Genomic DNA, 25,225 nt, shown 5'->3' on the forward strand with positions numbered 1-25,225 from the left:
ACCGCCTTCTACTTATTTTTTAAGACCTTCTACTTTAAAAGAATTACCTTTTAAAAAGGTCTACTTTTTTTCGCGAGTATGCAAACCGCGTTTTTCCAGACTGCGGAAAATAACCTGCTGCTGGATAATGGTAACCAAGTTGCTGACGATGTAGTACAACACCAGACCAGATGGGAACCACAGGAAGAAGACCGTAAACATGACAGGCATGTAAGTCATGATCTTCTGCTGCATTGGATCAGTCACGGTAGTTGGTGACAGTTTCTGGATAACAAACATTGTCACACCCATCAGCAATGGCAGGATGTAGTAAGGATCTTGTGCAGACAAGTCATTAATCCAGCCAATGAATGGTGCATGACGCAATTCAACAGAACCCATCAGCATGTAGTACAACGCAAGGAAGATTGGCATCTGAATCACCAGAGGCAGGCAGCCACCCAGCGGGTTTACTTTCTCTGTTTTGTACAACGCCATCATTTCTTGGCTCATGCGCTGACGATCATCACCAAAACGTTCACGCATTGCCGTGATTTTTGGCTGCAACAGACGCATTTTCGCCATCGAAGTGTATTGCGCCTTAGTCAGCGGATACATGATACCGCGCACGATAAAGGTAATCGCAATGATGGAGAAGCCCCAGTTACCAATGAATTCATGCAGGAATTTCAGCAACTTGAACAGTGGCTGGGAAATAAACCACAACCAGCCGTAATCTACGGTCAGATCCAGATGTGTTGCAACCGTCGCCATTTTGTCCTGAATTTCAGGGCCAACCCACAGCGTAGAAGAGATATTCTGCTTGCTGTTCGGCGCAATATTGATGGTTTCACCTTTGTATCCGATGATCGCCATCTTCTGGTTTTTCAAATCAATCGTATAGAAATCGCTGGTTTTTCCTTCACCCGGAACCCACGCAGTGGCGAAATATTGCTGGAGCATAGCTACCCAGCCGCCTTTTGTGGTTACGGAGAGCGCTTTACTCTCAATTTCATCAAATTTATATTTTTCGTATTTTACGTCATCAGAAGAATAAGCAGCTCCACGATAAGTATGCAGAGCGAAGTTGCTGCTGCCGGTATCACGGTGTTTTGGCAGCTCAACGCTCTGCTTCAACTGACCAAAAAACGCCATCTGCAATGGTTTGTCAGTGGTGTTATCGATGCTGTAATCAACAGAAACGGCGTAATTGCTGCGTTTTAAAATGAAGGTTTTGACATAAACAACACCATCTGGTGCCGTATAAGTCATTGGGATACGCAATTCATCCTGACCATCAGCTAAAACGAAGTTTGCTTGGTTAGTGTGATAAAGTGGACGTTCAGCTTGATTATCCGGGCCATTGATGCCAGTTAATCCACTTTGAGCCTGATAAGTGAACTCAGGTGTTGTTTCTAGCAGTTTGAAGGGCGTTTTAGAACCTAGGGTATCAGGATAGGCCAGCAGATCAGCCTCCTCTATATCACCGCCATGGATATTAATGTGCAATGAAAGCACATCCGTTTTCACGGTGATCAGTTTACCTTGCTCACTACTTGCTTCGCTACTCAGCGTATTTGCTTGCTGCGTGATCTGTGCCGTTGGCTGTGGGTTCTTATCGTTCTCCCAAGCTTGCCAGACCAAGAACGAAACAAACAGCAAAGCGATGAGAAGAAGATTGCGTTGCGAATCCATCGTTAATGTTCTCTGTTATCGTCGTTTTTAGGTGGGACGGGATCATCACCACCTTTGTGTAAAGGGTGGCATTTTAATATGCGTTTCACTGTTAACCAACTGCCTTTTATCATTCCAAACCTGCTCAATGCCTCAATGCCATAGTGGGAACAGGTAGGATTGAAACGACAGCGGGGCCCCAGCAGTGGACTAACCACTAACTGGTAGCCCCTGATAAAAGCAATCAGGAGGCGCGAGCCAAGCGACAGTGACGACGCCATAATTTGCCTAAGGCTTCCGTTAGCTCACGGTTATCAAGCTCAGCGACCCCTTTTCTCACCAAAATCACAAAATCCATTGACGGCAAGTTGTGCTGGTTTAAACGAAAACTTTCACGAGATAACCGCTTAATACGATTACGCTCATGGGCGCGTTTAACATTTTTTTTGGCGACGGTTAGACCGATGCGGGGATGCCCCAGCTCATTCAAGCGCCCGAGAACTGTTATCTCTGCGGTGCTTGCCCGTTGTGGCTGCTGGAAAACATAAGTGAAATGCTCGGGAGTTAACAAACGTAACTCCCTCGGAAAAGCGAGCTTAACCACGTGGTATGGTTAGCTTTATTACTTAGAAACGGTCAGACGAGTACGGCCTTTCGCACGACGGCGAGCCAGAACCTGACGACCATTTTTAGTGGCCATACGAGCGCGGAAACCGTGAGTACGGTTACGCTTCAATACAGATGGTTGAAAAGTGCGTTTCATAGCGATTTCTACCTAGCTTAAAATTTGTTACTGATTCAGCAAATGCGTTGGCGACCAGTGAGAATAAGTAGACACCGATGCCTCAATCGCAACATCAATATATAGAAAGAGGCGGGATTGTAATAAAATGTACTACCCTTAGTCAATCCAAGATGACGCGAGCCTGACCGCTTTATGTATGATTTTTTACTTAATCAGACATGGCCAGACTTTTTGCTACCCGAAGCGCTTACCCCAAATCCTCACCAGACATGGCCGGAAAAAATCGTTGGCATAACACGCAGGGTGCAAGATTATACGGACTGTACAATAAAGCGCAAGGATCATACACAGATCGTTGCACCTGAATAGTGATCAGCGTGTTGTTTTTATGTCCATTTTTGAACGATAACTAAATGGAGTTTGCTATATGCCATGATTACACTAAAGTATCTTTTACGAGCCTTTATATTCTGCAAGTGCCAAATCGTGGTGATCTCCCTGTGGATAAAAAGCGTCAAAGCTGTGTAAAAGAATGAGGATCTATATCGCCTTTTGCGTTATGATCGCTGATCACGGCCCCCGAGCTCTTTGTACGGATTATACAGATCATAGGGGCGCGATAATATTAAACATCGCCACAAGGTGCATGCTAGCTTCCTCACCATCGGGGAACAACGTCTTGTGCTCAGTATAACGTATCTATTATTCCGGTTTCTTTTATTGGTCTTGTTTTAGGGGAGTTCGCCGTGTCACTTTCGCTTTGGCAGCAATGTCTTGCCCGATTGCAGGATGAGTTACCTGCCACAGAATTCAGTATGTGGATACGACCCCTTCAGGCAGAACTGAGTGATAACACTTTGGCTCTCTATGCCCCAAACCGTTTTGTGCTGGATTGGGTAAGAGAGAAGTATATTAATAATATCAATTTGTTATTGAATGATTTCTGTGGTCCTGAAGTACCGTTGCTGCGTTTCGAAGTAGGAAATAAGCCCGTTTCACCAAACCAGCCTACATCTCAGAAAATCATTGCCGACATGCCGATGGCCGCTGCGCCGTCCAGTTTATCTGTACGCCCAAGCTGGGACAACGCAAAAGCCCAGCCAGAGTTATCCTATCGTTCCAATGTGAATCCGAAACATACGTTCGATAACTTTGTTGAGGGTAAATCCAACCAACTGGCCAGAGCTGCCGCCAGACAAGTTGCCGATAATCCGGGGGGAGCATACAATCCCCTATTCCTCTACGGTGGAACCGGATTAGGTAAAACCCACCTTTTGCATGCTGTCGGCAATAGCATCATGGCACGTAAGGCCAATGCAAAAGTCGTGTACATGCATTCTGAGCGTTTTGTTCAGGATATGGTGAAAGCATTGCAAAACAATGCGATAGAGGAGTTTAAACGTTATTATCGCTCAGTGGATGCCCTGCTGATCGATGATATTCAATTTTTTGCAAATAAAGAACGCTCTCAAGAAGAATTTTTTCATACGTTCAATGCCCTGTTGGAAGGTAATCAACAGATTATTTTGACATCAGATCGCTATCCGAAAGAGATCAATGGCGTCGAAGATCGGTTAAAATCCCGTTTTGGTTGGGGATTGACCGTTGCCATCGAACCACCGGAGCTGGAAACTCGCGTTGCTATCCTGATGAAGAAAGCTGACGAGAACCAAATCCAGCTACCGGGTGAAGTGGCTTTCTTTATTGCCAAACGCCTGAGATCCAACGTTCGTGAACTCGAAGGCGCTTTGAATCGGGTCATCGCCAATGCCAATTTTACTGGACGAGCGATTACCATTGATTTTGTACGCGAAGCATTACGTGACTTATTGGCCCTACAGGAAAAGCTGGTAACCATTGATAATATCCAGAAAACAGTCGCTGAATATTACAAAATCAAGGTTGCTGATCTGCTTTCCAAACGCCGTTCACGCTCCGTTGCTCGTCCGAGACAGATGGCAATGGCGCTGGCAAAAGAGCTGACTAATCACAGCTTGCCGGAAATCGGGGATGCCTTTGGTGGACGTGACCATACAACTGTCCTTCATGCCTGTCGTAAAATCGAACAGCTGCGGGAGGAAAGTCATGACATCAAAGAAGATTTTTCTAACTTAATCAGAACATTATCTTCCTAGCGCTATGAAATTTATCATTGAACGTGAGCAATTATTAAAACCCTTACAACAGGTGAGCAGCCCTTTGGGGGGTCGCCCTACTCTGCCCATTTTAGGCAACTTATTATTGCAGGTAACGGAAGGTTCCTTGCTGCTGACAGGCACCGATTTAGAAATGGAAATGATGGCGCGGGTTACACTTGCCCAGCCACATGAAAACGGTGCAACCACTGTCCCCGCACGTAAGTTTTTTGATATCTGGCGCGGGTTGCCTGACGGAGCAGAAATAAGCGTAGAGCTGGATGGTGATCGCATTCTCGTCCGTTCCGGACGCAGCCGTTTTTCACTCTCCACCCTGCCTGCTTCAGATTTTCCCAATCTTGATGACTGGCAGAGCGAAGTCGAATTTTCACTGCCACAAGCCACACTTAAACGTCTGATTGAATCCACTCAATTTTCCATGGCGCATCAGGACGTCCGCTATTATTTGAATGGCATGCTGTTTGAAACCGAAGGGGAAGAACTACGTACCGTTGCTACAGATGGGCACCGTCTGGCAGTCTGCTCCATGAATATTGGACAAAATCTGCCATCTCATTCGGTGATCGTACCTCGTAAAGGTGTCATTGAATTAATGCGTCTGCTGGATGGTGGTGATAATCCACTGCAACTACAGATTGGCAGTAATAACATTCGTGCCCATGTCGGTGATTTTATCTTCACATCAAAATTGGTTGATGGCCGTTTTCCTGATTATCGCCGCGTACTGCCGAAAAATCCCGATAAAACGCTGGAAGCAAATTGTGACACGCTGAAACAAGCATTTTCACGGGCTGCAATTTTATCCAACGAAAAATTCCGGGGTGTTCGCATCTATTTAAGTGAAAATCAACTTAGAATTACGGCAAATAATCCAGAGCAGGAAGAAGCCGAAGAGATCGTCGATGTCAGTTACCAAGGCACTGAAATGGAAATTGGCTTCAACGTCAGCTACGTGCTGGATGTTCTGAACGCATTGAAATGCGAGCAAGTGAGCCTTCTGCTGACGGATGCCACATCCAGCGTAAAAATTGAGAACTCAGCCAGTCAGGCCGCGACTTATGTCGTGATGCCAATGCGCCTGTAACAGCATTAACTCAAATATATATGATTCTCTCGCGTTTGCTGATCCGCGATTTTCGTAATATCGCGAATGCTGACTTACCGTTGGCAACTGGATTTAATTTTTTGGTTGGGCCAAATGGCAGCGGTAAAACAAGTATACTGGAAGCCATTTATACATTGGGTCATGGTCGGGCTTTTCGCAGCATTCAGGCAGGCAGAGTAATCCGCCATGATTGCGAGGAGTTTATTCTTCATGGGCGACTGGATCAGCAATCCCATGAACGTTCCTTGTCAGTGGGCTTAAGCAAAAACCGCCAAGGTGATAGCAAAGTTAGGATTGATGGCAGTGACGGGCATAGAATTGCTGAGTTAGCAAAAATGCTGCCCATGCAACTGATCACGCCAGAAGGTTTCACCTTGCTGAATGGTGGTCCTAAATACCGTCGGGCCTTTATTGATTGGGGCTGCTTTCACAATGAGCCGCGCTTTTTTACTGCCTGGGTCAACCTGAAAAGGCTGCTCAAACAGCGAAATGCGGCATTGCGGCAAGTGACCCGCTACAGCCAGATCCAACATTGGGATCGCGAATTTGCCCCTCTGGCGACTGAAATAAGTCAATGGCGGGCGGAATATATCGCAGGGATTTCTGAAGATATCGAGAAGACCTGCAAACAGTTTTTACCTGAATTCACACTCAGTATCAGTTTTCAACAAGGCTGGGACAAAGAGAGTGAATATGCAGAACTGCTCGCGCGGCAATTTGAGCGCGACAGAGCGCTAACCTACACCGCTTCCGGCCCCCATAAAGCCGATCTGCGGATCAGGGCGGACGGCACACCGGTAGAAGATATGCTTTCCCGCGGTCAGTTGAAATTACTGATGTGTGCGTTGAGGTTAGCACAGGGTGAATATTTCACCCGACAGAGCGGGCAAAAATGCCTGTATCTGCTTGATGATTTTGCCTCAGAATTGGATGCCGGCCGTCGTCAGTTGTTAGCCGAGCGTCTAAAATCTACGCATGCCCAAGTGTTTGTCAGTGCAATTACATTTGGGCAAGTTACAGACATGATTGATGTAAATAGCAGGATGTTTCGCGTAGAACATGGCAAAATCGAGGTTCAACCACAGGATTAAGATGAGCGAGAAACGTTGATGTCGAATACATATGACTCCTCAAGTATCAAGGTATTAAAAGGGCTGGATGCCGTCCGTAAACGTCCAGGCATGTATATCGGTGATACCGATGATGGTACCGGCCTGCACCACATGGTCTTCGAGGTTGTTGACAACGCTATCGACGAAGCCCTCGCAGGTCATTGTGACAAGATACTTGTCACCATCCATGCAGATAACTCAGTTTCTGTGCAGGATGATGGCCGCGGTATTCCTACCGGCATACACGAAGAAGAAGGTGTTTCAGCAGCAGAAGTTATCATGACCGTGCTGCATGCGGGGGGTAAATTCGATGACAACTCCTATAAAGTTTCCGGCGGTCTGCATGGCGTAGGAGTTTCTGTTGTTAACGCTTTATCGGAAAAACTGGAACTGACTATCCGTCGTGACGGTAAAGTCCACGAACAAACCTATTGTCATGGTGTTCCACAATCTCCGTTGAAAGTCGTCGGTGATACCGAACATACAGGAACCACTGTCCGTTTCTGGCCAAGTATGGATACGTTCAAGATTAACACTGAATTCGAATACGATATTCTGGCAAAACGCCTGCGTGAATTGTCATTCCTGAACTCTGGTGTTTCCATTCGTTTAGTCGACAAACGTACTAATGCAGAAGACCACTTCCACTATGAAGGGGGTATTAAGGCGTTTGTTGAATTCCTGAGCCGCAATAAAAACCCAATTCACTCAAATGTTTTCTATTTCTCCACAGAAAAAGATGGGATTGGCGTTGAAATTTCCATGCAATGGAATGATGGATTCCAGGAAAACATTTACTGCTTCACCAACAACATTCCTCAGCGCGATGGGGGAACTCACTTAGTTGGTTTCCGTACCGCAATGACCCGAACCCTCAATAGCTATATGGATAAAGAGGGTTACAACAAAAAATCCAAAGTCAGCGCCACAGGCGATGATGCCCGTGAAGGCTTGATTGCGGTTATTTCCGTTAAAGTACCTGATCCTAAATTCTCTTCCCAAACCAAAGACAAGCTGGTTTCTTCCGAAGTGAAAACCGCCGTCGAAACCCTGATGAATGAGAAGCTGGTAGAATACCTGCTGGAAAATCCGAACGATGCCAAAACCGTGGTCGGCAAAATCATTGATGCGGCCCGTGCGCGTGAAGCAGCACGTAAAGCCCGTGAAATGACTCGCCGTAAAGGTGCTCTGGATCTGGCCGGATTACCGGGCAAACTGGCTGATTGTCAGGAGCGTGATCCTGCCCTGTCAGAACTCTACTTGGTGGAGGGTGATTCTGCGGGAGGTTCTGCAAAACAGGGACGCAACCGCAAAAATCAGGCGATCCTGCCACTGAAAGGTAAAATCCTGAACGTAGAGAAAGCCCGCTTTGATAAAATGCTTTCCTCACAGGAAGTCGCAACGTTGATCACCGCACTGGGCTGCGGTATCGGCCGTGATGAATACAACCCGGACAAACTGCGTTATCACAGCATTATCATCATGACCGACGCCGACGTTGATGGTTCTCACATCCGCACCCTGTTGCTGACATTTTTCTATCGCCAAATGCCAGAAATCATCGAGCGTGGCTATGTCTACATTGCCCAACCACCTTTGTATAAAGTGAAGAAAGGCAAACAAGAGCAATACATCAAAGATGACGATGCAATGGAAGAGTACCAAATGTCCATCGCATTGGATGGCGCAGCACTTTATACCAACCTGCATGCTCCTGCACTGAAAGGTGAAGCGCTGGAAAATCTGGTGACTGAATTTAATAGCACTCAGAAAATCATCCGTCGTATGGAACGCCTGTTCCCTCTGGCACTGCTGAACAACCTGATTTACCATCCGGCTCTGACCGAAGAAGCCCTGAACGATCAGGCTAAAGTGGAAGAGTGGGTAAGTGCACTGACTATTCGCCTGAACGACAAAGAGCAGAATGGCAGCACTTATAGTTATCAAGTCCATGAAAACCGTGAGCGTCAAATTTATGAGCCGGTTCTGCGTATTCGTACACATGGCGTTGATACCAACTACAATCTGGATTTCGATTTCATTCACGGTGGCGAATACCGCCGCATCACTAAACTGGGTGGATTGATTGGAAATCTGATTGAGGAAGATGCGTACATTGAACGTGGCGAACGTCGCCAACCGATAAGCAGCTTTGAACAAGCCCTGGAGTGGCTGACCAAAGAGTCACGCCGTGGTCTTTCCATTCAACGTTATAAAGGTCTGGGAGAAATGAATCCGGATCAGTTGTGGGAAACAACCATGAACCCAGAAACACGTCGCATGATGCGTGTAACAGTGAAGGATGCGATTGCAACCGACCAACTGTTCACAACTCTGATGGGTGATGCGGTTGAACCACGTCGTGCATTTATCGAAGAGAATGCCCTGAAAGCGGCGAATATTGATATCTGATGTTCCTGACTTTATTCAGATAACTACACCTCATAGATTTCAAGTTGCAGACAACAAATCTGCAACTTGAAAGATGAAGGGTATATCCAATAAGCAAACTAAAAAACTATAACAATATATAAATACTGCCTTCATCAAAAAATATAATATCTGTAATTTACAAATTTATTCTCTAATAATATTCAATACAATAAAACCTGAACAAATACCTCATTAAAAAATTATTGACAACGCCATACTAATGAAGTTAATTAATATACATAAATTGGTTGTAAACTTTAATTTTTTTCTTATTTTATAAACGCCTAACATTTATTTTTATTTGAGAAATTGGTATTTTAACTACTCTAATTTATTTTTTCTCGCAATAATAAAATACTAAAAATACCAACTCATTCATCTAATCCGATTTATCGGATGCTGTATCATTATCCATAGAGACATTTACATATATAGTAATGCCATTTAGGAGAAGATCATGCAAAAATTTACTGACCAAACATCCACTTCACCTCATATTATTGACGCTTCTATGGTGAGTCAAAATGAGCTCTGTCGTATATCTGAAAATGCCGATGCTATTCGTGCTAAGGGGATGGAACTGACCGATTCGTGGGAAGGTGTGATGTTCGCGCTATCTAATGAAGAAATTGAAAATATCGCTCTGTCTCTTGATTTCATTCCAGAAGTAGCAAGTAAGATTCACCATGAAATTAAGTCACTCGCCTATGCCAAAATCCAATCCCAAACAGGCTCAGAATCACTTGCTACCAAACATACAATGGATATTAGTCTTCTCGCGCTTCGGGGTGTGACAGACTTTGATAATGCTTTATCTCACGTTAATGATAATAATCTGGAAAAAATCTTGGATGAAAACCGAGAGACATTCCAGAAAATCCGTAATGCTATTCCCTCTTATGAAGCCCGAATGAATTTTAAACCCGAAACTGCATCTGCCGTGCTTAAATCTCTAGGTGCAGATATATCACCTGAATTGCTTTATGAAATTTGCCCAAAATACAATATGACATCGGTTATAGACCTTGAAAATCGCAGAGGGGTCAGCACTGAGTTTATTCGTTGTGTCACTTTAACATTGGGAACAACGGTTTACTAAAAGTATTAACATTATGCTGCCCTCTATTTTCTTGGGAGCTAACATTCTTGCATCTCTTAAATATACTGGAGAAATAAAATAGTACTTGGACCTTTTCTCCAAACCATGGTGGCTACTGCTTTATAGGAACCTTAACAGGTTCCTATAAAACAAGGTATTCAATGCAGGATAACAAATCTCAAACGCCGCCAATATTTATCACTCTTCTATTCTCTTGGCGACCTATTCCAACTATCGTATTCTGAACTTTCCTATAGCAAAATGCACAACATTCGGCGCAACGGCTCAGCCGCTCCCCACAGCAACTGATCGCCGACGGTAAACGCAGATAAATATTCTGGCCCCATATTCAACTTACGCAAACGCCCCACTGGCGTATTCAAAGTGCCTGTCACCGCCGCCGGAGTTAACTCCCGCATCGTCAGTTCACGATCATTCGGGATAACGCGAACCCAGTCATTATGAGAAGCCAGTAACGTTTCAATTTCATGAATCGGGATATCTTTTTTCAATTTCAGGGTAAACGCCTGACTGTGGCAGCGCAATGCTCCAATACGGACACACAAGCCATCAATCGGGATCACCTTACTGCCCGTATTCAAGATCTTGTTAGTTTCTGCCTGGCCTTTCCACTCTTCTCGGCTCTGCCCATTTTCCAGTTGCTTATCAATCCACGGGATCAAACTACCCGCCAAAGGAACGCCAAATTGATCCGTTGGCAATGCACCGCTGCGGGTAAAATTCGTTACACGTTTTTCGATATCCAAAATCGCGGAAGCAGGGTTCTGTAACTCCTCAACAACCTGATTGTGCAACATCCCCATTTGCATCAGCAGCTCACGCATGTGCCGAGCACCACCACCAGAAGCGGCCTGATAGGTTGATACCGACGCCCATTCAATCAAATCATTGGCAAACAACCCGCCTAATGACATCAACATCAGACTAACGGTACAATTACCGCCAACAAAGGTTTTGATGCCTTTATTCAAGCTATTCTGAATATGCTGATGGTTAACAGGATCAAGGATAATGACTGCATCATTATTCATACGCAGGGCAGAAGCAGCATCAATCCAATACCCCTGCCAGCCAGTGGCTCTCAGTTTTGGGTAAATTTCATTGGTATAATCCCCGCCCTGACAGCTAATGATAATATCCAGCGCATTCAGAGCTTCAATATCAAAAGCATTCTGTAAGATGCCTGATTTTCCTGCAAATTCTGGCCCAGATAACCCGTGTTGAGACGTTGTGAAGAAAACCGGATTTATTTCGTCAAAATCCCTCTCTTCCACCATCCGCTGCATTAATACAGAGCCGACCATACCACGCCAGCCGATAAAACCTACACTTTTCATCATATTTACCCTGTCTTAAAAGATGTTTTTCAAACACACCAACATCATTAAAGCTGACAAAATATAGCGAAAGGTGCAAGTACATTTATGAACTATAGCACCAGCATTTCCCAAGCAGTGCATTTGCCATTTTTAAACTATATATTTTTAAACCATATAGCGATTTAATAAATTACTCACCCATTCACTCAAAACGAAAAATTAAAAATTAAAAATTAAAAGTAAACAAGCGAAAAAATAACTGAATTAAAGATTGGATCATCAAATGACTATTTTTATATCAAATGGATAGAAAAAGAGAATAAAAAAAACCTACAGTAAAACTGTAGGCTTCTGATCAGCGCTTCTTTTTCTTCCTGCCCTGAACGGCCTTAAAACGCGGATTGGTTTTACAAATGACATACAACCGACCACGACGATGAACCACTTTACAATCGGGGTGCCGTTGTTTTGCTGTTTTTAGTGAACTTAATACCTGCATGTACAATCCTCTTTATTTATTGCCCAAAAATCGACCAAATCTTTTCTGGAAACGAGCCATACTCCCTTCCTGCGATAACGCTCTCTGCTTGCCGGTATAAAAAGGGTGTGATTCCGCTGACACTTCAATCGTGACATAGGGATATTCACTCCCCTCCAACGTAATGGTTTTTTCGGTATAAATCGTTGAACCAACTTTAAAATAAGTACCAGCACTAGTGTCATGGAACACGACAGTTCGATAAGTAGGATGAATACCCGATCTCATAAACCCCCCAAAAAATGTTATAATATAACATTACAGTAACTCAATTTCCTGTTGCTGACAACTCCCGTTTACTACCATTACAATAGTCACCATGGTTAATATATTGAGTTTTAATAATAAAAAAATGAACCATTTATCAGGCAATAGCTAAATTGATATGCTTCTATTCCTTACTCATATTACGACATTAGATTTTTCCACTACTAATTTTCACTTGATGAGAAAATTACTTTATATTTCTCGGTTATTTTGGCACTCACCATTTCATTTCTGCATAAAACTAACAATTATGGGTATGCATAACCAATGACAATGAGGAATATCCATTAATCAGAGTTATCTAATTATTGCGATATGTTTCAAAAAAGCCCTCTGTTCTGCTATTAAATAATTCTTAAACCTGATTTAATTAAGAATTATTTATTAATTATTATCATCTTGAGACAGCATTCTGATGGCGCTTTTCTTACAAAACTGTTTGGCTTTTCCGGTTGTTATCTTCAGCGGGCTGTTATTGATTGTTTTGTTTTATTGGATTTGTGCCGCTTTTGGTTTGCTTGATATTGATATTTTGAATATAGATGCGGATGGTTTCGATGCGTCTTCTCTAGCTGGTTGGTTAACGAAACTCGGTCTGACAGGAATTCCCATCACCGTTATTATTACGCTGATTACTCTGATTGGCTGGCCACTCAGCTATTTCAGTATGCATTTAGTACTCCGCTTTATTGAAACAGACGTGCTCCGTTATTTGTTTGGAACAGTTACTTTCTTTGTCGTGAGTTTCCTTGCCCTATTGCTGACATCAATGTTACTACGCCCATTACAACCTAAATTGTCCAAACTTAATCGCTCCAACAGTGTCGATAATCTCATTGGCAAAGTAGCCGAAGTCCGCTCTCCCATCGTGACCGAGCAACGTGGTGAAGCCCTAATGAATAACCACGGCGCCAGTCTGATCTTGCAGATACGGGCACCAGAAAGTGACGGAATTGTTCGTGGCGACCACGTGGTACTGATCAGTTATGACCCAGAAACACATAGTTATACCGTAGTTAGTGAAGAAGAATTTAAATTGTGATGACTGCTTATTTCTCAAGAAATAGCCTTAAGTCACTACAGTAAACATTGCTATCTGACATGCCTCACTCAACATTTCAGTCATGGATGAATAGCTGCTTAAGATCTGGGTTCCCGATACCTTACCCGTTGGCCCCAACCAAGTTCGCCCCAAAATAAAATGGAGAAATACATGTCAGATATTGCCATGGCAGATTTCATGCCTTTCTTGATAATCATTGCGACGATAATCATCGTCATTCTGGGTTTCTTTGGGCTTTTCAAAGCGTTTTATATCAAAGTCCCACAAGGAACGGCGTTAATCGTCAACGATATGTCAGCCCAACCGAAAGTACATTTTACCGGTGCGCTGGTCTATCCGGTGATTTACAAAAAAGAGTTCATGCGCATATCTCTGTTGACGCTGGAAGTCGATCGCCGGGGCAAAGATGGACTGATCTGTAAAGATAACCTGCGTGCAGACATTACCGTTGCATTCTACCTGCGAGTCAATGAAACCACCGAAGATGTACTCAAAGTGGCAAAATCCATCGGGGTTGAACGTGCTTCTGACCATAACGCCGTGAACACCTTGTTCAGCGCAAAATTCTCAGAAGCATTAAAAACCGTGGGTAAACAATTTGAACTGTCAAAATTGTTTGAAGATCGCCAGAACTTCCGTGATCGCATTGTTGATGTCATCGGTAAAGATCTTAACGGTTATGCGCTGGAAGACGTCGCCATCGACTATCTGGAACAAACCCCGAAAAACTCACTAGATCCGAACAATATTTTTGATGCGGAAGGTATTCGTAAAATTACCGAAATCACCGCCATCCATAATATTGAAACCAACCAGAAAGAACGCGATCAAGAGCTGGCTATCCAGAAGAAAAACGTGGAAACCCGTGAAGCAAGCCTAGCCTTGGAACGCCAGCAAGCCGATGCAGAGGCCCGTCAGACACGTGAAATCGAAAGCATCCGTGCACGTGAAACTGCCGAAACCCTGCGGGTAAAAGAAGAAGAACGTCTGAAAGCAGAACAAGCCCGCATCCAGACTCAACAAGAAATCGAAATTCGCGAAGAAAACCGCCTGCGTGAAGTGGAAGTAGCGCAACAAAACCGCTCTCGCGCCGTCGCCATTGAGATGGAGAAAGTGATCCGTGCGCAGGAGCTGGAAATTGTTTCCCGTGAGCGTGAAGTCGAACTCCAGCGCATCGAGAAAGAAAAAGCACTGGAAGAAGAGCGCAAGAATATCTCCAACGTCATTCGTGAACGTGTTGCGGTAGAAAAAACCGTTGCTCAGGAAGAAGAGCGCATCAAAGAAGTACGCATGATTTCTGAAGCTGACCGCAAGAAACAAATCACGATTATTGATGCTCAGGCTAAAGCAGAACAAGAACTGGTTCGTCAGGTGAAACAAGCCGAGGCGGATGAAAACAGTGCCAAATTCAAGGCATTGGAAATCAGCACCATGGCGCAGGCCGAGTTGGAAGCGGCAGCCAAACAGTCAGAAGCGAAAAAACGCATGGCGGAAGGTGTTGAGGCCGAAGAAGCCGCATTAGGCCTGGCCGAAGCCCGGATCCGCCAAGCCAAGGCAGAAGCAGAAGAGAAAGAAGGTCTGGTACAAGCTAATATCATTGCTGAAAAATTGCTGGCAGAAGCCCGTGGGACACAAGAAAAAGGTCTGGCTGAAGCTCGTGTACTGGAAGCCCAAGCCCATGCAGCCGAGAAACAAGGTCTTGCCGATGCCAAAGTGCTGGAAGAGAAATTGGCAGCACAAGCACGTGGTGATGAGCAGCAAGCCCATGCCAAAGAAAAACTGGGTCTGGTGGATGCCAGAGTACTGGAAGAAAAATTGGTGGCACAAGCCCGTGGTGAAGGCCAACTGGGTGCAGCGCAAGCTGAAGTTATCCGCCAACGCCTGAAAGCAGAAGCAGATGGTCTGACTGACAAATTCACAGCTATGGGTAACCTCAACGATACTGCTCGCGATCACGAAGAATTCCGTATGCAGCTTGAGAAAAACTTTGAGCAAGAGATGGCTTCTATTGCAGCCAACAAAGAGATCGCCAAAGAACAAGCGGAAGTTCTGGCTGCGGCACTCAGCAAAACCAATATTGATATCGTGGGTGGCGATGGCAGCTTCTTCAATACCTTCTCCAAAGCGCTAAGTGTGGGCAAGGCAATTAATGGCGTGGTAGACAAAAGCCCTCTGGTAAAAGATGCCGTGCAGAAATTGTTGGCAGGCAAAGGTGAAAAAGAAGTCGGGGAACAAAAGCTGAACCTCGATTCACTCCTGCAAAACCCAGAAGTACAGTCTTTAGTCAGCATGTTCAGTGCAAGTAATAAAAAGCCTCAGAGCAAAGACAATACCGAAGCGTAAATAAGTAACACCCATCCGTCACAGGCAACTGTGACGGATCTTTCCCTGAACTGGCCATACTGGATGCCCTACCTCATATAAAATAATCATCCAGCATGTCTGTAAGGTGCCCAAAACCAGAATTAACGTCATTACAATCAATCTTGAGCAAGGAAACGTGATACGCCATGTCAGATAGCCAAGTGTATAATCGTGAACAGGAATTATTGGATAATGCTGTCGCGGAAGGCGGAGCCTACGATATCTTACGCAATCGCCTGTCTGAGCAAGGCCAGCAGCTACATGAAAAAGTCAGTCTGCTGAATACCCGCCGCTTAGAAGAATTTGGCAAAAACCAGACCGACATTATCGGGCGTATCCGCATTCGCACCGAAAATAATTGTGTTGCCCGCGATATTGTCCGGGTCGGTGATTGGCTGTTGTTTGGCTACAACGTATTCCTCGGCTTGAAAAAAGAGACGCGGGTTGAAGATGTCTTTTCCCTGTACAAGCTCAAGAAAGAGAATGACGAATATGATGTGGAATCGGTCCCACTGACGGGTACATTTCTCAACATCACCAGCTTTGTGCAAGATTTCAACGAACTTTATACTTACTACAAAAACACCCAGCTATTAGAGTTGGTCGAACGCGATGGCAAATTGCTCGCCAGTTTCCAGATTGGTGAACGGATCACCGATATTCGCGTATTCCGTTGGACAATTTCCAGTGATAAAACCGAAATAACCTATATTGATAATCGCGGTGAACGCGATATCGCCTTACCGCCTGCTTACGATTTTGAATGGCAGAAAACCACGCGGGAAAACACCGTTAATGGCCGCTATCCACATATGAACATTCTGGATACAGTGTTTGTCGAAACCATTGGCGGTGATTTGACCATTAAATGTGAAAACAATACCGAAGATGGGCTGGGAATTTACCGGGAAGCGGTGTTGGATAAAACCCAATCTTTGGATGATGCACAGATAGAATACGCTCAGACGGGCAGCCTGATCTTACTGAAAATCCTGCCTTACCGCGAAGAATCCTGGCGTTATCTGGTCTACAACACCCTGACCCAGAGCGTACAACGCATTGATGCCATCGGCTTTGCCTGCATTCAATTACCGGAAGATCACGGCATTATTTTCCCCGGCGGTTATTACCTGCAAAGCGGGGAATACAAAACCTTCGATCAGCCAATGGATGGTATGCGTTTCCGCCGCGTTCGCCGTTCCCCCAATGGCGAAGATGTCATGTACATCTTCTATGAACCGAATTTGGGTCGTCTTGCGCTGTTTAACTACAACCTGATCGAACGAAAACTACAGAACCCGCTGTTTGGTCACGGCTACGCCATGCTGGAAGATGGTCAGATGGTGCTTTTTGAAGGGCAATCAGAGGAACCAACCCGCATCCATCCAATGCAAATTTGGCAAACACCCTTCTATTCTGACGAATACGCAGCCCTTCAGCCAGCAAGAAACAGCTTTTTAGGGCGCATCGGCAATGCCGAACTGGTACGCGGAATATCCGATCTCTACCATATCGCCAAAGAAATTGAACAACAGAAAATTTCCTCTTTGCTCTACGAAAAACTCTGCCAAGATGCCCGTCGTCTGGTAGATATCTACTATTGGCTGAATAACGAACAAAGCCTGAATATCTCTGTATTGCTGAAAGAAATCGCCCATACCGGCGAAAAAGTATTGGATGAATACGAAAAAGTAGAAAGCATCCGTCGCCGATCCATCCGAGCCATGCATGAAGCGACATCTCACCAAAAAGAGTTACTGTCAGCAATGTTACCGGAAAGCTGGACAGAGACTCAGCAATTCATTGAAGCTTTAAATAGCCTGAGTATCCAGCGTGGTCACTTGATCACGCTACGCGATCATCGCTATATCGATCTGGCCCGACTTGATGAAATGGAAACACAACTGTCTGACAATCAGCAGCGCATTTCACTCGCAACGGCCGAATTTCTTGCCAGTGAAAAAGCATTACAGCCATTTAACCAGCAATTACAAGAACTGGAGAAACAAGTTCAGGCAGCCGCTAACAGTGCCCAGCTTACCGAGCCGTTGGCTGGCATGGAGAAAATGTCCACGGATCTGGATATGCTGTCAAACTTGATGGCTTCGCTAAAATTCGAAGACACAACCCAGCAGACCCACATTATTGAATCCATTTCCGAAATTTATGCCCTGCTGAACCAAACTCGCGCCAGACTACAACAACGCCGTAAGGAACAGGGATCAGTTGAATCCGTTGCTCAATTTGGTGCTCAATTTAAATTATTCAGTCAGGGGATTACCAATGCCCTGACGCTTTCTACCAATCCTGAACGTTGTGACGAACAACTCTCTCGTCTTCTGGTACAACTCGAAGAACTGGAAACCCAATTCAGTGATCACGATGAGTTCTTGAATGATATTTTGGACAAACGTGAAGAGTTACTGGAAACCTTTGAAACTCACAAGCAGTCACTGCTGGATGAACGTCAGCGCAAGACCCATAACTTACAGGTTGCGGCAGAGCGGTTGTTGGATAGCATTAGTCGCCGGACAGCAAAATTTTCTTCCCTTGATGAACTGAATGCCTTCTTTGCGTCCGATATCCTATCGCTGAAAACCCGGGAAATCATTGAACGTTTGCGGGAACTGAAAGACAGCGTAAAAGCGGATGATATTGATGCCAAATTCAAGGCAGCGCGGGATCAGGCTATCCGTAGCTTGCGGGATAAAACTGAGATCTATGAAGATGGCGGCAACGTTATCAAACTTGGCCCTCGCCACCGTTTCAGCGTCAATACTCAAGAACTGGATCTCACCATCCTGCCACGAGGAGATCACCTTTATCTGCATCTGACCGGAACCGATTATCAGGAGCCAATTGATAGCCCAGAGCTTGGCTCCCTGAAACCTTATTGGACTACCTCACTTGAATCAGAATCAACGGAAGTTTACCGTGCTGAATATCTTGCCTACTCGCTGATTTATGCTGCCAGCAAAGAACAAGAAGGTTTAACGTTGGATGGGCTGAAATCCCTGTTAAGCCAACCTGACATACTGGAAAAAACCGTGCGTGAATTTGCCGCCCCCCGCTACAACGAAGGGTATGAAAAAGGCATTCATGACCGTGATGCCGTAGCGATCTTGCGCAAATTAATTCCTGTCGGGGAAAGTGCTGACCTTTTGCGATTTAACCCTCACGCCAGAGCGATTGCCGTACTGTTTTGGGAACAAGTTCAGCGCGAAGAACAACCTGCATTGTGGCCAGAACGCGCTCGTACTTGTGCCAATATTTATCAGCTTTTCCGTAATAATGCAGGCTTACTGGATTTACAGGCAGAAATCGAAGCGGAGATTAGCCTGTTCCTTGAGCGCCATCCCATCGAATATGAACCTTACCAACAGACACAAGCAGCGGAATACCTGAGTCTGGCACTGAGCCGGACAACCGTGGAATTCAATTTCAGTAAATATGCCCGTGCGCTATTGGAAGGGCTGCAATTTGAATTAGAAAAAGCCCATATGTGGGGGGATTTCAACCATTCACAGCAAAATCTTGGCCAACGTTTTGCACAACGCTGGATGCTGGTGGAAAACTGGCTGAATGGCCTTTGTTCCCTGCCAGAGTTTACCCCGCTGAAAGGCTATATATCAGAATCTGTTGCACTGATCTTATTGGAAAAAACGCTCAATACTCGTTTCAGCGAAGTCGATCTGCACTTTACCGTCACTGATTTAATTGGCGAGCATCCTTCTATTGCCAACCAAACTCTGACGCTAAGTCTTGATGACTATTTCTGCCGGATGCGCAAACAACGTAAGGTATTTATACCAGCCTATCACCATTATCAGGAATTACGTCAAGGTGTGTTGAACCAGCAACGGAAAACGTTACGTCTACACGAATTTAAAGCACGACCACTCAGCTCATTCGTTCGCAACAAACTGATCAACGACGTTTACCTGCCGCTGATTGGTGATAATCTTGCCAAACAGATTGGTGCAATCGGCAAAGGAAAACGAACCGATCTCATGGGAATGTTGTTGATGATCTCTCCGCCCGGTTACGGCAAAACGACGTTGATGGAATATATCGCCAATCGCCTCGGATTGATCTTCATGAAGATCAACGCACCAGCGCTCGGACACGATGTCCTGTCACTCGACCCAGCTCAGGCTCCGAATGCGACCGCTCGTCAGGAATTAGAAAAACTGAATCTGGCGCTGGAAATGGGTAATAACGTCATGTTGTATGTTGATGATATCCAGCACACCAACCCTGAATTCTTACAAAAATTTATTTCCCTGTGTGATGGAACACGACGTATCGAAGGAGTCTGGAAAGGCCAGACTAAAACCTACGATATGCGCGGTAAAAAATTCTGCGTTGTCATGTCTGGTAACCCTTATACCGAATCCGGCGAACTATTCAAAATCCCGGATATGCTGGCAAACCGTGCCGATATCTATAACCTCGGTGAAGTGCTGGGTGGCATGGAAGAAGCATTTACGCTGAGTTATATCGAAAATAGCCTAACCTCAAATCCAGTACTGGCTCCGCTGGCATTGCGTGACATGAACGATCTATACCTGTTGATCGATAAAGCGATGGGAAAATCCTTCTCCAGCAATGGACTGAGCTATCCTTACAGCGAAGCTGAAATTACCGAAATTGTCGCAATCCTTGAGCGCTTGCTGATGATGCGGGATACCGTGTTCAAAGTGAACCAACAATACATCGCCAGCGCCGCGCAATCAGACAAATACCGGACAGAGCCGCCATTCAAATTACAAGGCAGCTACCGCAACATGAACAAACTCAGCGAAAAAATTTCTGCGGTCATGAATGTCGAAGAGATACGACGCATTATTGATGATCACTATTTGGGTGAAGCTCAATTACTGACAAGTGGTGCCGAAGAGAACTTACTTAAACTGGCAGAGATTCGCGGCACGATGACACCAGAAGAAGCACAACGCTGGCAGCAGATTAAACGTGATTTTGCACGGAATAAAGCACTGGGTGGCGATAATACCAATGTGGGTGATCGTGTTGTTGCCCAACTTGCTGATTTGGTTGAAAGTATTCAGGCGTTAGGAAATCATTCGAAGCATTAAGGTCACAAGAGAAATGGAAATAATTATGACAGTTATGGTGATTTTCTTCCTGCTTATCTACGGAATAAGCGGGGGGATCACCCTCTATAACCGTCTGGTTATGCTACGTAATAACGTTGAGAAGGCCTTTGCCAATATTGATGTACTGATAAAACAGCGGGTAGATGAAATTCCAGAATTGGTGAATATTGCCAAACAAGCGATGACACATCAAAAATCACTGCTACTGGAGCTGACGCAGTTGCGCGAGCACTACTTTACCTGTCACCAAACTAACCAGAAGATCCAGATAAACAATAAAATCACTAATACCTTGCAAAAGGTTCTGGTATTGGCAGAAAAATATCCAGAATTACAAGCGTTAAACAGTCTGTACAAATTACAGAAACGACTTACCTTATTGGAAAATAAAATTGCTGATCGCCGTGAGTTTTTTAATGAGAGTGTGGCTCTCTATAATACCGGCATCCAAACATTCCCTAACTTGATATTTGCCAAAATATTGGGCTATCAACCACGCACAATGCTTAATATCAGCGTCATAGATAAATAAGGAAACCTTATGTTAACCATCCCTTTTGATCTCTTTGGTTTTGCCGATCAGATGGTGAAAGAGCCTGAATATATCATTTTTATATCAACTTTTGGCTTGTTTATCCCTTTCTTTGTGTTCGCCATATTGCAAAGAATTCCTCCATTTAGGTTTATCTCAAACATTGTTTTGGGAACACTCGCATTGTCATTGTTCCCCAATTTCATCGTATCAATCACTTTCTTCTTTTTGAATGTCAGCGGTATCCACCTGTTTTTTATCTGTTTGATCATTATATTGAGTTGCTTTTTCTTTATTCTGTTTAATTATCAGCAATTGGCTAATTATATGGAAAACCCTTTTTCAGGTCGTGAGCCGGAAATAATTGGTAAAAAATGTGGTAATAAATAGGATAGCCCATCCGCCAACAAGATATATCCGCTAATAACCATGTTCCCTGTTATCATAAGGGAAATAATATCTTGTCATGTCATTTCGAATTTTAAATAGGGAGACAATGATGGCAGTATGGTTCAAGCAACGCTTTCATATCCTAATAGGGTTAGTATCAATACTCATCATCATCCAATTGCTTGATACCTTAACTGGTGGTGCATTAAGTCATTTCGGCATTATTCCCCGCTATGCTCAAGGGTTGATCGGTATTCCACTATCCCCGTTCTTGCATGGCAACTGGGAACATCTACTCAGTAATATTCCTGCTTTACTGGTACTGAGTGCATTACTGATGACTCACTCCATTCGCTATTATGTGCTTGCCAGCCTGTTTATTATCTTTACGGAAGGCACGTTAGTCTGGTTATTTGGCCATACAGCCATTCATATCGGTGCCAGCGGCTGGATTTTTGGCTTATGGGGATTATTACTGGCCAATGCTTTCTTCCTGAGGAGAGCAAAAGATTTCTTATTTGCCATTCTGGTCTTCGTGTATTACGGCAGTATCGTCTTTGGTTTGTTACCGTGGCAAGAAGGGATTTCAACAGAAGGGCATATTTTTGGTGTCATTGCAGGGCTGCTTTTCTCTTGGCTCTCAAAAAAGTGGATAATAACCAAAAGATAGTTTTAATTAGTTAAAGATATTAAAGAATATAAACAGCCCGTTGTTGTAAGCACGGGCAAATTCCCTAAATATTGAAGTTTATCCATAAATGAGAGTTTAGAATACTTAATGGAGATAGCATTTAATTGAGAGCAATCCAAAATATACGGACAATAACCGTATATTTTGAATTGTATAACTGAAAAAATGATGTCTTTTGGATTCAAAAAATCCGTATCATGCCGAAATATTCGAATGAAAATTAAATAATTATCTCCATCTCAGAGCCGCATCATCCACTGGCTGCCCCAATACCTCTTTATCTTTTTTATAATCATGTGGAACATGCCAATTCGGACTACGTCCCTGACGAGGGAGATCTTTATCACCTCGTCTAACATAACCTGGTTGCAACTCACCAAAAATATTTTCATGTTTCAGCATCTCATCGGGCTGGGCATGAGGTGTCACAGACTTCGCACCACGACGATCCATCTCTTTCAATAAACGGCAGACGTAATCTGCGGATAGATCCACTTTCAATGTCCAAGAACTGTTGATATACCCAAACAAATAGGCAAAATTCGGGATATTTTGTACCAACGTTCCCTTATAGAGCATGCGAGAATTGCCCTGTAATTTTTGCTCATCAATAGAAATATCAATACCGCCAAGCGACTGCAATTTCAGCCCAGTCGCGGAAACGATAATATCCGCCAGTAATTCTTTACCAGATTCCAGAAAAATACCGTTTTCAGTAAAACGTTCTATCTGATCAGTCACGATAGAAGCTTTACCTTCTTTCAGTGATTTTAAAAAATTACCATTAGGGATCACACACAACCGCTCATCCCACGGCATGTACTTGGGTGTCAGGTGATTCATGTTAAATTTGTCACCGACCCTTTTGCGGGCAGAGGACAGTAAAAACGATTTCAATAACGTCGGTAAGTGTCGACTGGTTTTATAAAGTAAACGATGAAAAAAAATATTGCGATTTCTGCTGAATGTATAAACCCAATGTTTTGGTATAAGTTTATTGAGAAATTCGGAAATTTTATCTATTCCGGGTACAGATAAGTAATAACTGGGGGAACGCTGTAGCATCGTGATATGTTCAACATCATTTGCCATTGTTGGGACTAAAGAGGCTGCTGTTGCTCCACTGCCAATGACGACAACCCGCTTCCCCCTGTAATCCAATCCTTCAGGCCAATGTTGAGGATGAATAACTGGGCCTTTGAAATCCTTAATACCAGGAAATTCAGGTAAATAGGCCTCATCATAATTATAATAACCCGTTGCGGCGATCAGATAATTACAGGTAAAAGTTCGAGTTTCACCACTGGTTTCCTCAACCGCAGTGATAATCCATTGACTGGTCGCACTTAACCAGTCCGCATGAGTAATTTTTAATCCAAACTCTATTTTTTTATCAATCCCATACTCTTTTGCCGTTGCTCTGATGTAATTTTTAATTGAAGATCCATCAGCAAAAACACTGCTTGCAGACCAAGGCCGAAATCGATAGCCAAAAGTCATCATATCCGAATCTGAACGGATACCCGGATAACGGAATAAATCCCAAGTACCTCCAATGGACTGACGACGTTCTAAGATAATCACTTTTTTATCGGGACATTCTCTTTTTAAATGACATGCCATACCAATGCCTGCAACACCAGCGCCGATGATCAAAATATCATAATGGTTATCCATGCTACCTCCTGCAAAAATACGTTTTTAATCAGATAAATATCCTGCACAATCTTTCATGTTATTTTTTATTTGATAAAGCAACCATTTGTATTTATATGGGGGGAGTATCATGATGTGAACCAATGAAGCATCGTTATCTTGTATAGTCTCCCTCTAACATCAAAATAAGTTGTATAATTCTTTAAAAATAATCTAATTACTGAAAGTAATTATAATCCTTAAGTGTTTTAGATATGGAAAGTACATCTTGAATAATTACAAATTACTACCCGCTTTAGTATCAATACTGCAAACACTTAATCTGACTGAATCTGCAAAGCAGTTAAATGTTACACAATCTGCCATGAGCAAAACATTAAATCAGCTTCGCGAAGATTTTCATGACAAGATTATTGTGAGAGAAGCAAATCAATTCATCCTTACTAAAAAAGGAGAGAAACTGAAAGAACAGCTTCCAGTATTGATGCAGCAATTAGATAATCTATATGTACCAGAGTCAATGGAACCAAGCCTTTGTAAAAGAAAATTCACCTTAGCTTCTAGCGATTATGTTGCCCAGGCTATCTTACCGTCTATATTTTGTCTTGTTGAAAATGAGGCACCGAACGTTAGTATTGAATATAAATTGTGGCATAAAGAAAACCTAAATAATTTTGTTGAACACAATGTTGATTTAGTAGCGACGCTTGCCGATTATGTACCCGATAATTTGTACGGAAAGATGATGGCCGAAGATCAACTTGTTGTTATATTTCGGAGATCTCATCCCAAGTCTAATAGTAATTTTACTATTAATGATTATATTGAAGGCCGACATATTTTAATTAGTGGTGGTGGAGACAAGGGTCATGTATTAAATAGTTAGTTGTTGTGATATGCTTCCCGCCTTTTAAGGGTAAAGCATGGCCAAAGCTGACGTCTATTGCCGTTATTGTCACAAATC

At 43.8% G+C, this 25,225-nt stretch carries 20 protein-coding genes; 12 read left to right on the forward strand and 8 right to left on the reverse strand.

What is annotated here, in order from left to right:
• Positions 1-60: 60 nt before the first annotated feature.
• Genes yidC through rpmH form a run of 4 tightly spaced genes read right to left on the reverse strand, consistent with a single transcriptional unit; the run spans position 61 to position 2,416 of the window.
• Complete coding sequence (yidC, locus tag Xhom_RS03665; protein WP_069317439.1) at positions 61-1,674, reverse strand: membrane protein insertase YidC; 1,614 nt, start codon at positions 1,672-1,674, stop codon at positions 61-63.
• 2 nt (positions 1,675-1,676) lie between these two features.
• Positions 1,677-1,934, reverse strand: coding sequence for a membrane protein insertion efficiency factor YidD (yidD, locus tag Xhom_RS03670; RefSeq protein WP_071933888.1), 258 nt, complete (start codon positions 1,932-1,934; stop codon positions 1,677-1,679).
• Entirely contained in the window at positions 1,898-2,257 is a 360-nt protein-coding gene (rnpA, locus tag Xhom_RS03675; protein ID WP_069317440.1) for a ribonuclease P protein component, read from the reverse strand. The genes yidD and rnpA overlap by 37 nt, the downstream gene beginning before the upstream one ends.
• A gap of 18 nt (positions 2,258-2,275) precedes the next feature.
• Entirely contained in the window at positions 2,276-2,416 is a 141-nt protein-coding gene (gene rpmH / locus Xhom_RS03680) for a 50S ribosomal protein L34 (protein WP_069317441.1), read from the reverse strand.
• Between the two features lie 728 nt (positions 2,417-3,144).
• On the opposite strand from rpmH, the gene dnaA reads away from it, so the two are divergent.
• From dnaA to Xhom_RS03705, 5 genes are all read left to right on the forward strand, one after another.
• Complete coding sequence (gene dnaA / locus Xhom_RS03685) at positions 3,145-4,533, forward strand: chromosomal replication initiator protein DnaA (protein ID WP_069317442.1); 1,389 nt, start codon at positions 3,145-3,147, stop codon at positions 4,531-4,533.
• A gap of 4 nt (positions 4,534-4,537) precedes the next feature.
• Positions 4,538-5,638, forward strand: coding sequence for a DNA polymerase III subunit beta (dnaN, locus tag Xhom_RS03690; RefSeq protein WP_069317443.1), 1,101 nt, complete (start codon positions 4,538-4,540; stop codon positions 5,636-5,638).
• Positions 5,639-5,658: 20 nt separating this feature from the next.
• The gene (recF, locus tag Xhom_RS03695) at positions 5,659-6,750 is read left to right on the forward strand and encodes a DNA replication/repair protein RecF (RefSeq protein WP_069317444.1); all 1,092 of its coding nucleotides are present in this window, start codon (positions 5,659-5,661) and stop codon (positions 6,748-6,750) included.
• A gap of 18 nt (positions 6,751-6,768) precedes the next feature.
• Complete coding sequence (gyrB, locus tag Xhom_RS03700; RefSeq protein WP_069317445.1) at positions 6,769-9,183, forward strand: DNA topoisomerase (ATP-hydrolyzing) subunit B; 2,415 nt, start codon at positions 6,769-6,771, stop codon at positions 9,181-9,183.
• Between the two features lie 478 nt (positions 9,184-9,661).
• Entirely contained in the window at positions 9,662-10,303 is a 642-nt protein-coding gene (locus Xhom_RS03705) for a hypothetical protein (protein WP_069317446.1), read from the forward strand.
• A gap of 251 nt (positions 10,304-10,554) precedes the next feature.
• Here the strand turns inward: Xhom_RS03705 and asd are convergent, their stop codons facing one another.
• From asd to Xhom_RS03720, 3 genes are all read right to left on the reverse strand, one after another.
• Complete coding sequence (asd, locus tag Xhom_RS03710; protein WP_069317447.1) at positions 10,555-11,661, reverse strand: aspartate-semialdehyde dehydrogenase; 1,107 nt, start codon at positions 11,659-11,661, stop codon at positions 10,555-10,557.
• A gap of 337 nt (positions 11,662-11,998) precedes the next feature.
• Positions 11,999-12,142 (reverse strand): type B 50S ribosomal protein L36, encoded by a 144-nt coding sequence (gene ykgO / locus Xhom_RS03715; protein WP_071933889.1) that lies wholly within the window; start codon positions 12,140-12,142, stop codon positions 11,999-12,001.
• Positions 12,143-12,154: 12 nt separating this feature from the next.
• Positions 12,155-12,409 (reverse strand): type B 50S ribosomal protein L31, encoded by a 255-nt coding sequence (locus Xhom_RS03720; RefSeq protein WP_069317448.1) that lies wholly within the window; start codon positions 12,407-12,409, stop codon positions 12,155-12,157.
• A gap of 454 nt (positions 12,410-12,863) precedes the next feature.
• On the opposite strand from Xhom_RS03720, the gene Xhom_RS03725 reads away from it, so the two are divergent.
• The 6 genes from Xhom_RS03725 to Xhom_RS03750 all read left to right on the forward strand — a co-directional run bounded on the left by Xhom_RS03725 (position 12,864) and on the right by Xhom_RS03750 (position 22,584).
• Positions 12,864-13,490: a ubiquinone biosynthesis protein UbiH gene (locus tag Xhom_RS03725; RefSeq protein ID WP_069317449.1), complete on the forward strand. Its 627-nt coding sequence runs from the start codon at positions 12,864-12,866 to the stop codon at positions 13,488-13,490.
• Between the two features lie 171 nt (positions 13,491-13,661).
• The gene (locus tag Xhom_RS03730) at positions 13,662-15,854 is read left to right on the forward strand and encodes a flotillin family protein (protein ID WP_232326152.1); all 2,193 of its coding nucleotides are present in this window, start codon (positions 13,662-13,664) and stop codon (positions 15,852-15,854) included.
• Positions 15,855-16,021: 167 nt separating this feature from the next.
• Complete coding sequence (locus Xhom_RS03735; RefSeq protein ID WP_069317450.1) at positions 16,022-20,971, forward strand: DNA repair ATPase; 4,950 nt, start codon at positions 16,022-16,024, stop codon at positions 20,969-20,971.
• Between the two features lie 25 nt (positions 20,972-20,996).
• On the forward strand, positions 20,997-21,524 hold the full coding sequence (locus Xhom_RS03740) for a LemA family protein (RefSeq protein ID WP_169928393.1): 528 nt from the start codon (positions 20,997-20,999) through the stop codon (positions 21,522-21,524).
• A gap of 9 nt (positions 21,525-21,533) precedes the next feature.
• On the forward strand, positions 21,534-21,914 hold the full coding sequence (locus Xhom_RS03745; RefSeq protein ID WP_069317451.1) for a hypothetical protein: 381 nt from the start codon (positions 21,534-21,536) through the stop codon (positions 21,912-21,914).
• Between the two features lie 109 nt (positions 21,915-22,023).
• Positions 22,024-22,584: a rhomboid family intramembrane serine protease gene (locus Xhom_RS03750; RefSeq protein ID WP_069317452.1), complete on the forward strand. Its 561-nt coding sequence runs from the start codon at positions 22,024-22,026 to the stop codon at positions 22,582-22,584.
• A gap of 249 nt (positions 22,585-22,833) precedes the next feature.
• Here the strand turns inward: Xhom_RS03750 and Xhom_RS03755 are convergent, their stop codons facing one another.
• Positions 22,834-24,282 (reverse strand): flavin-containing monooxygenase, encoded by a 1,449-nt coding sequence (locus Xhom_RS03755; RefSeq protein ID WP_069317453.1) that lies wholly within the window; start codon positions 24,280-24,282, stop codon positions 22,834-22,836.
• Between the two features lie 247 nt (positions 24,283-24,529).
• Here Xhom_RS03755 and Xhom_RS03760 point away from each other — a divergent pair, with 247 nt between their 5' ends.
• A complete protein-coding gene (locus tag Xhom_RS03760) occupies positions 24,530-25,147 on the forward strand; it encodes a LysR family transcriptional regulator (RefSeq protein ID WP_069317454.1) in 618 nt (205 codons plus the stop codon).
• Positions 25,148-25,225 lie beyond the last annotated feature (78 nt).

Source organism: Xenorhabdus hominickii, from assembly GCF_002632725.1.
In the GTDB taxonomy this organism is placed as follows: Bacteria; Pseudomonadota; Gammaproteobacteria; order Enterobacterales; family Enterobacteriaceae; genus Xenorhabdus; species Xenorhabdus hominickii.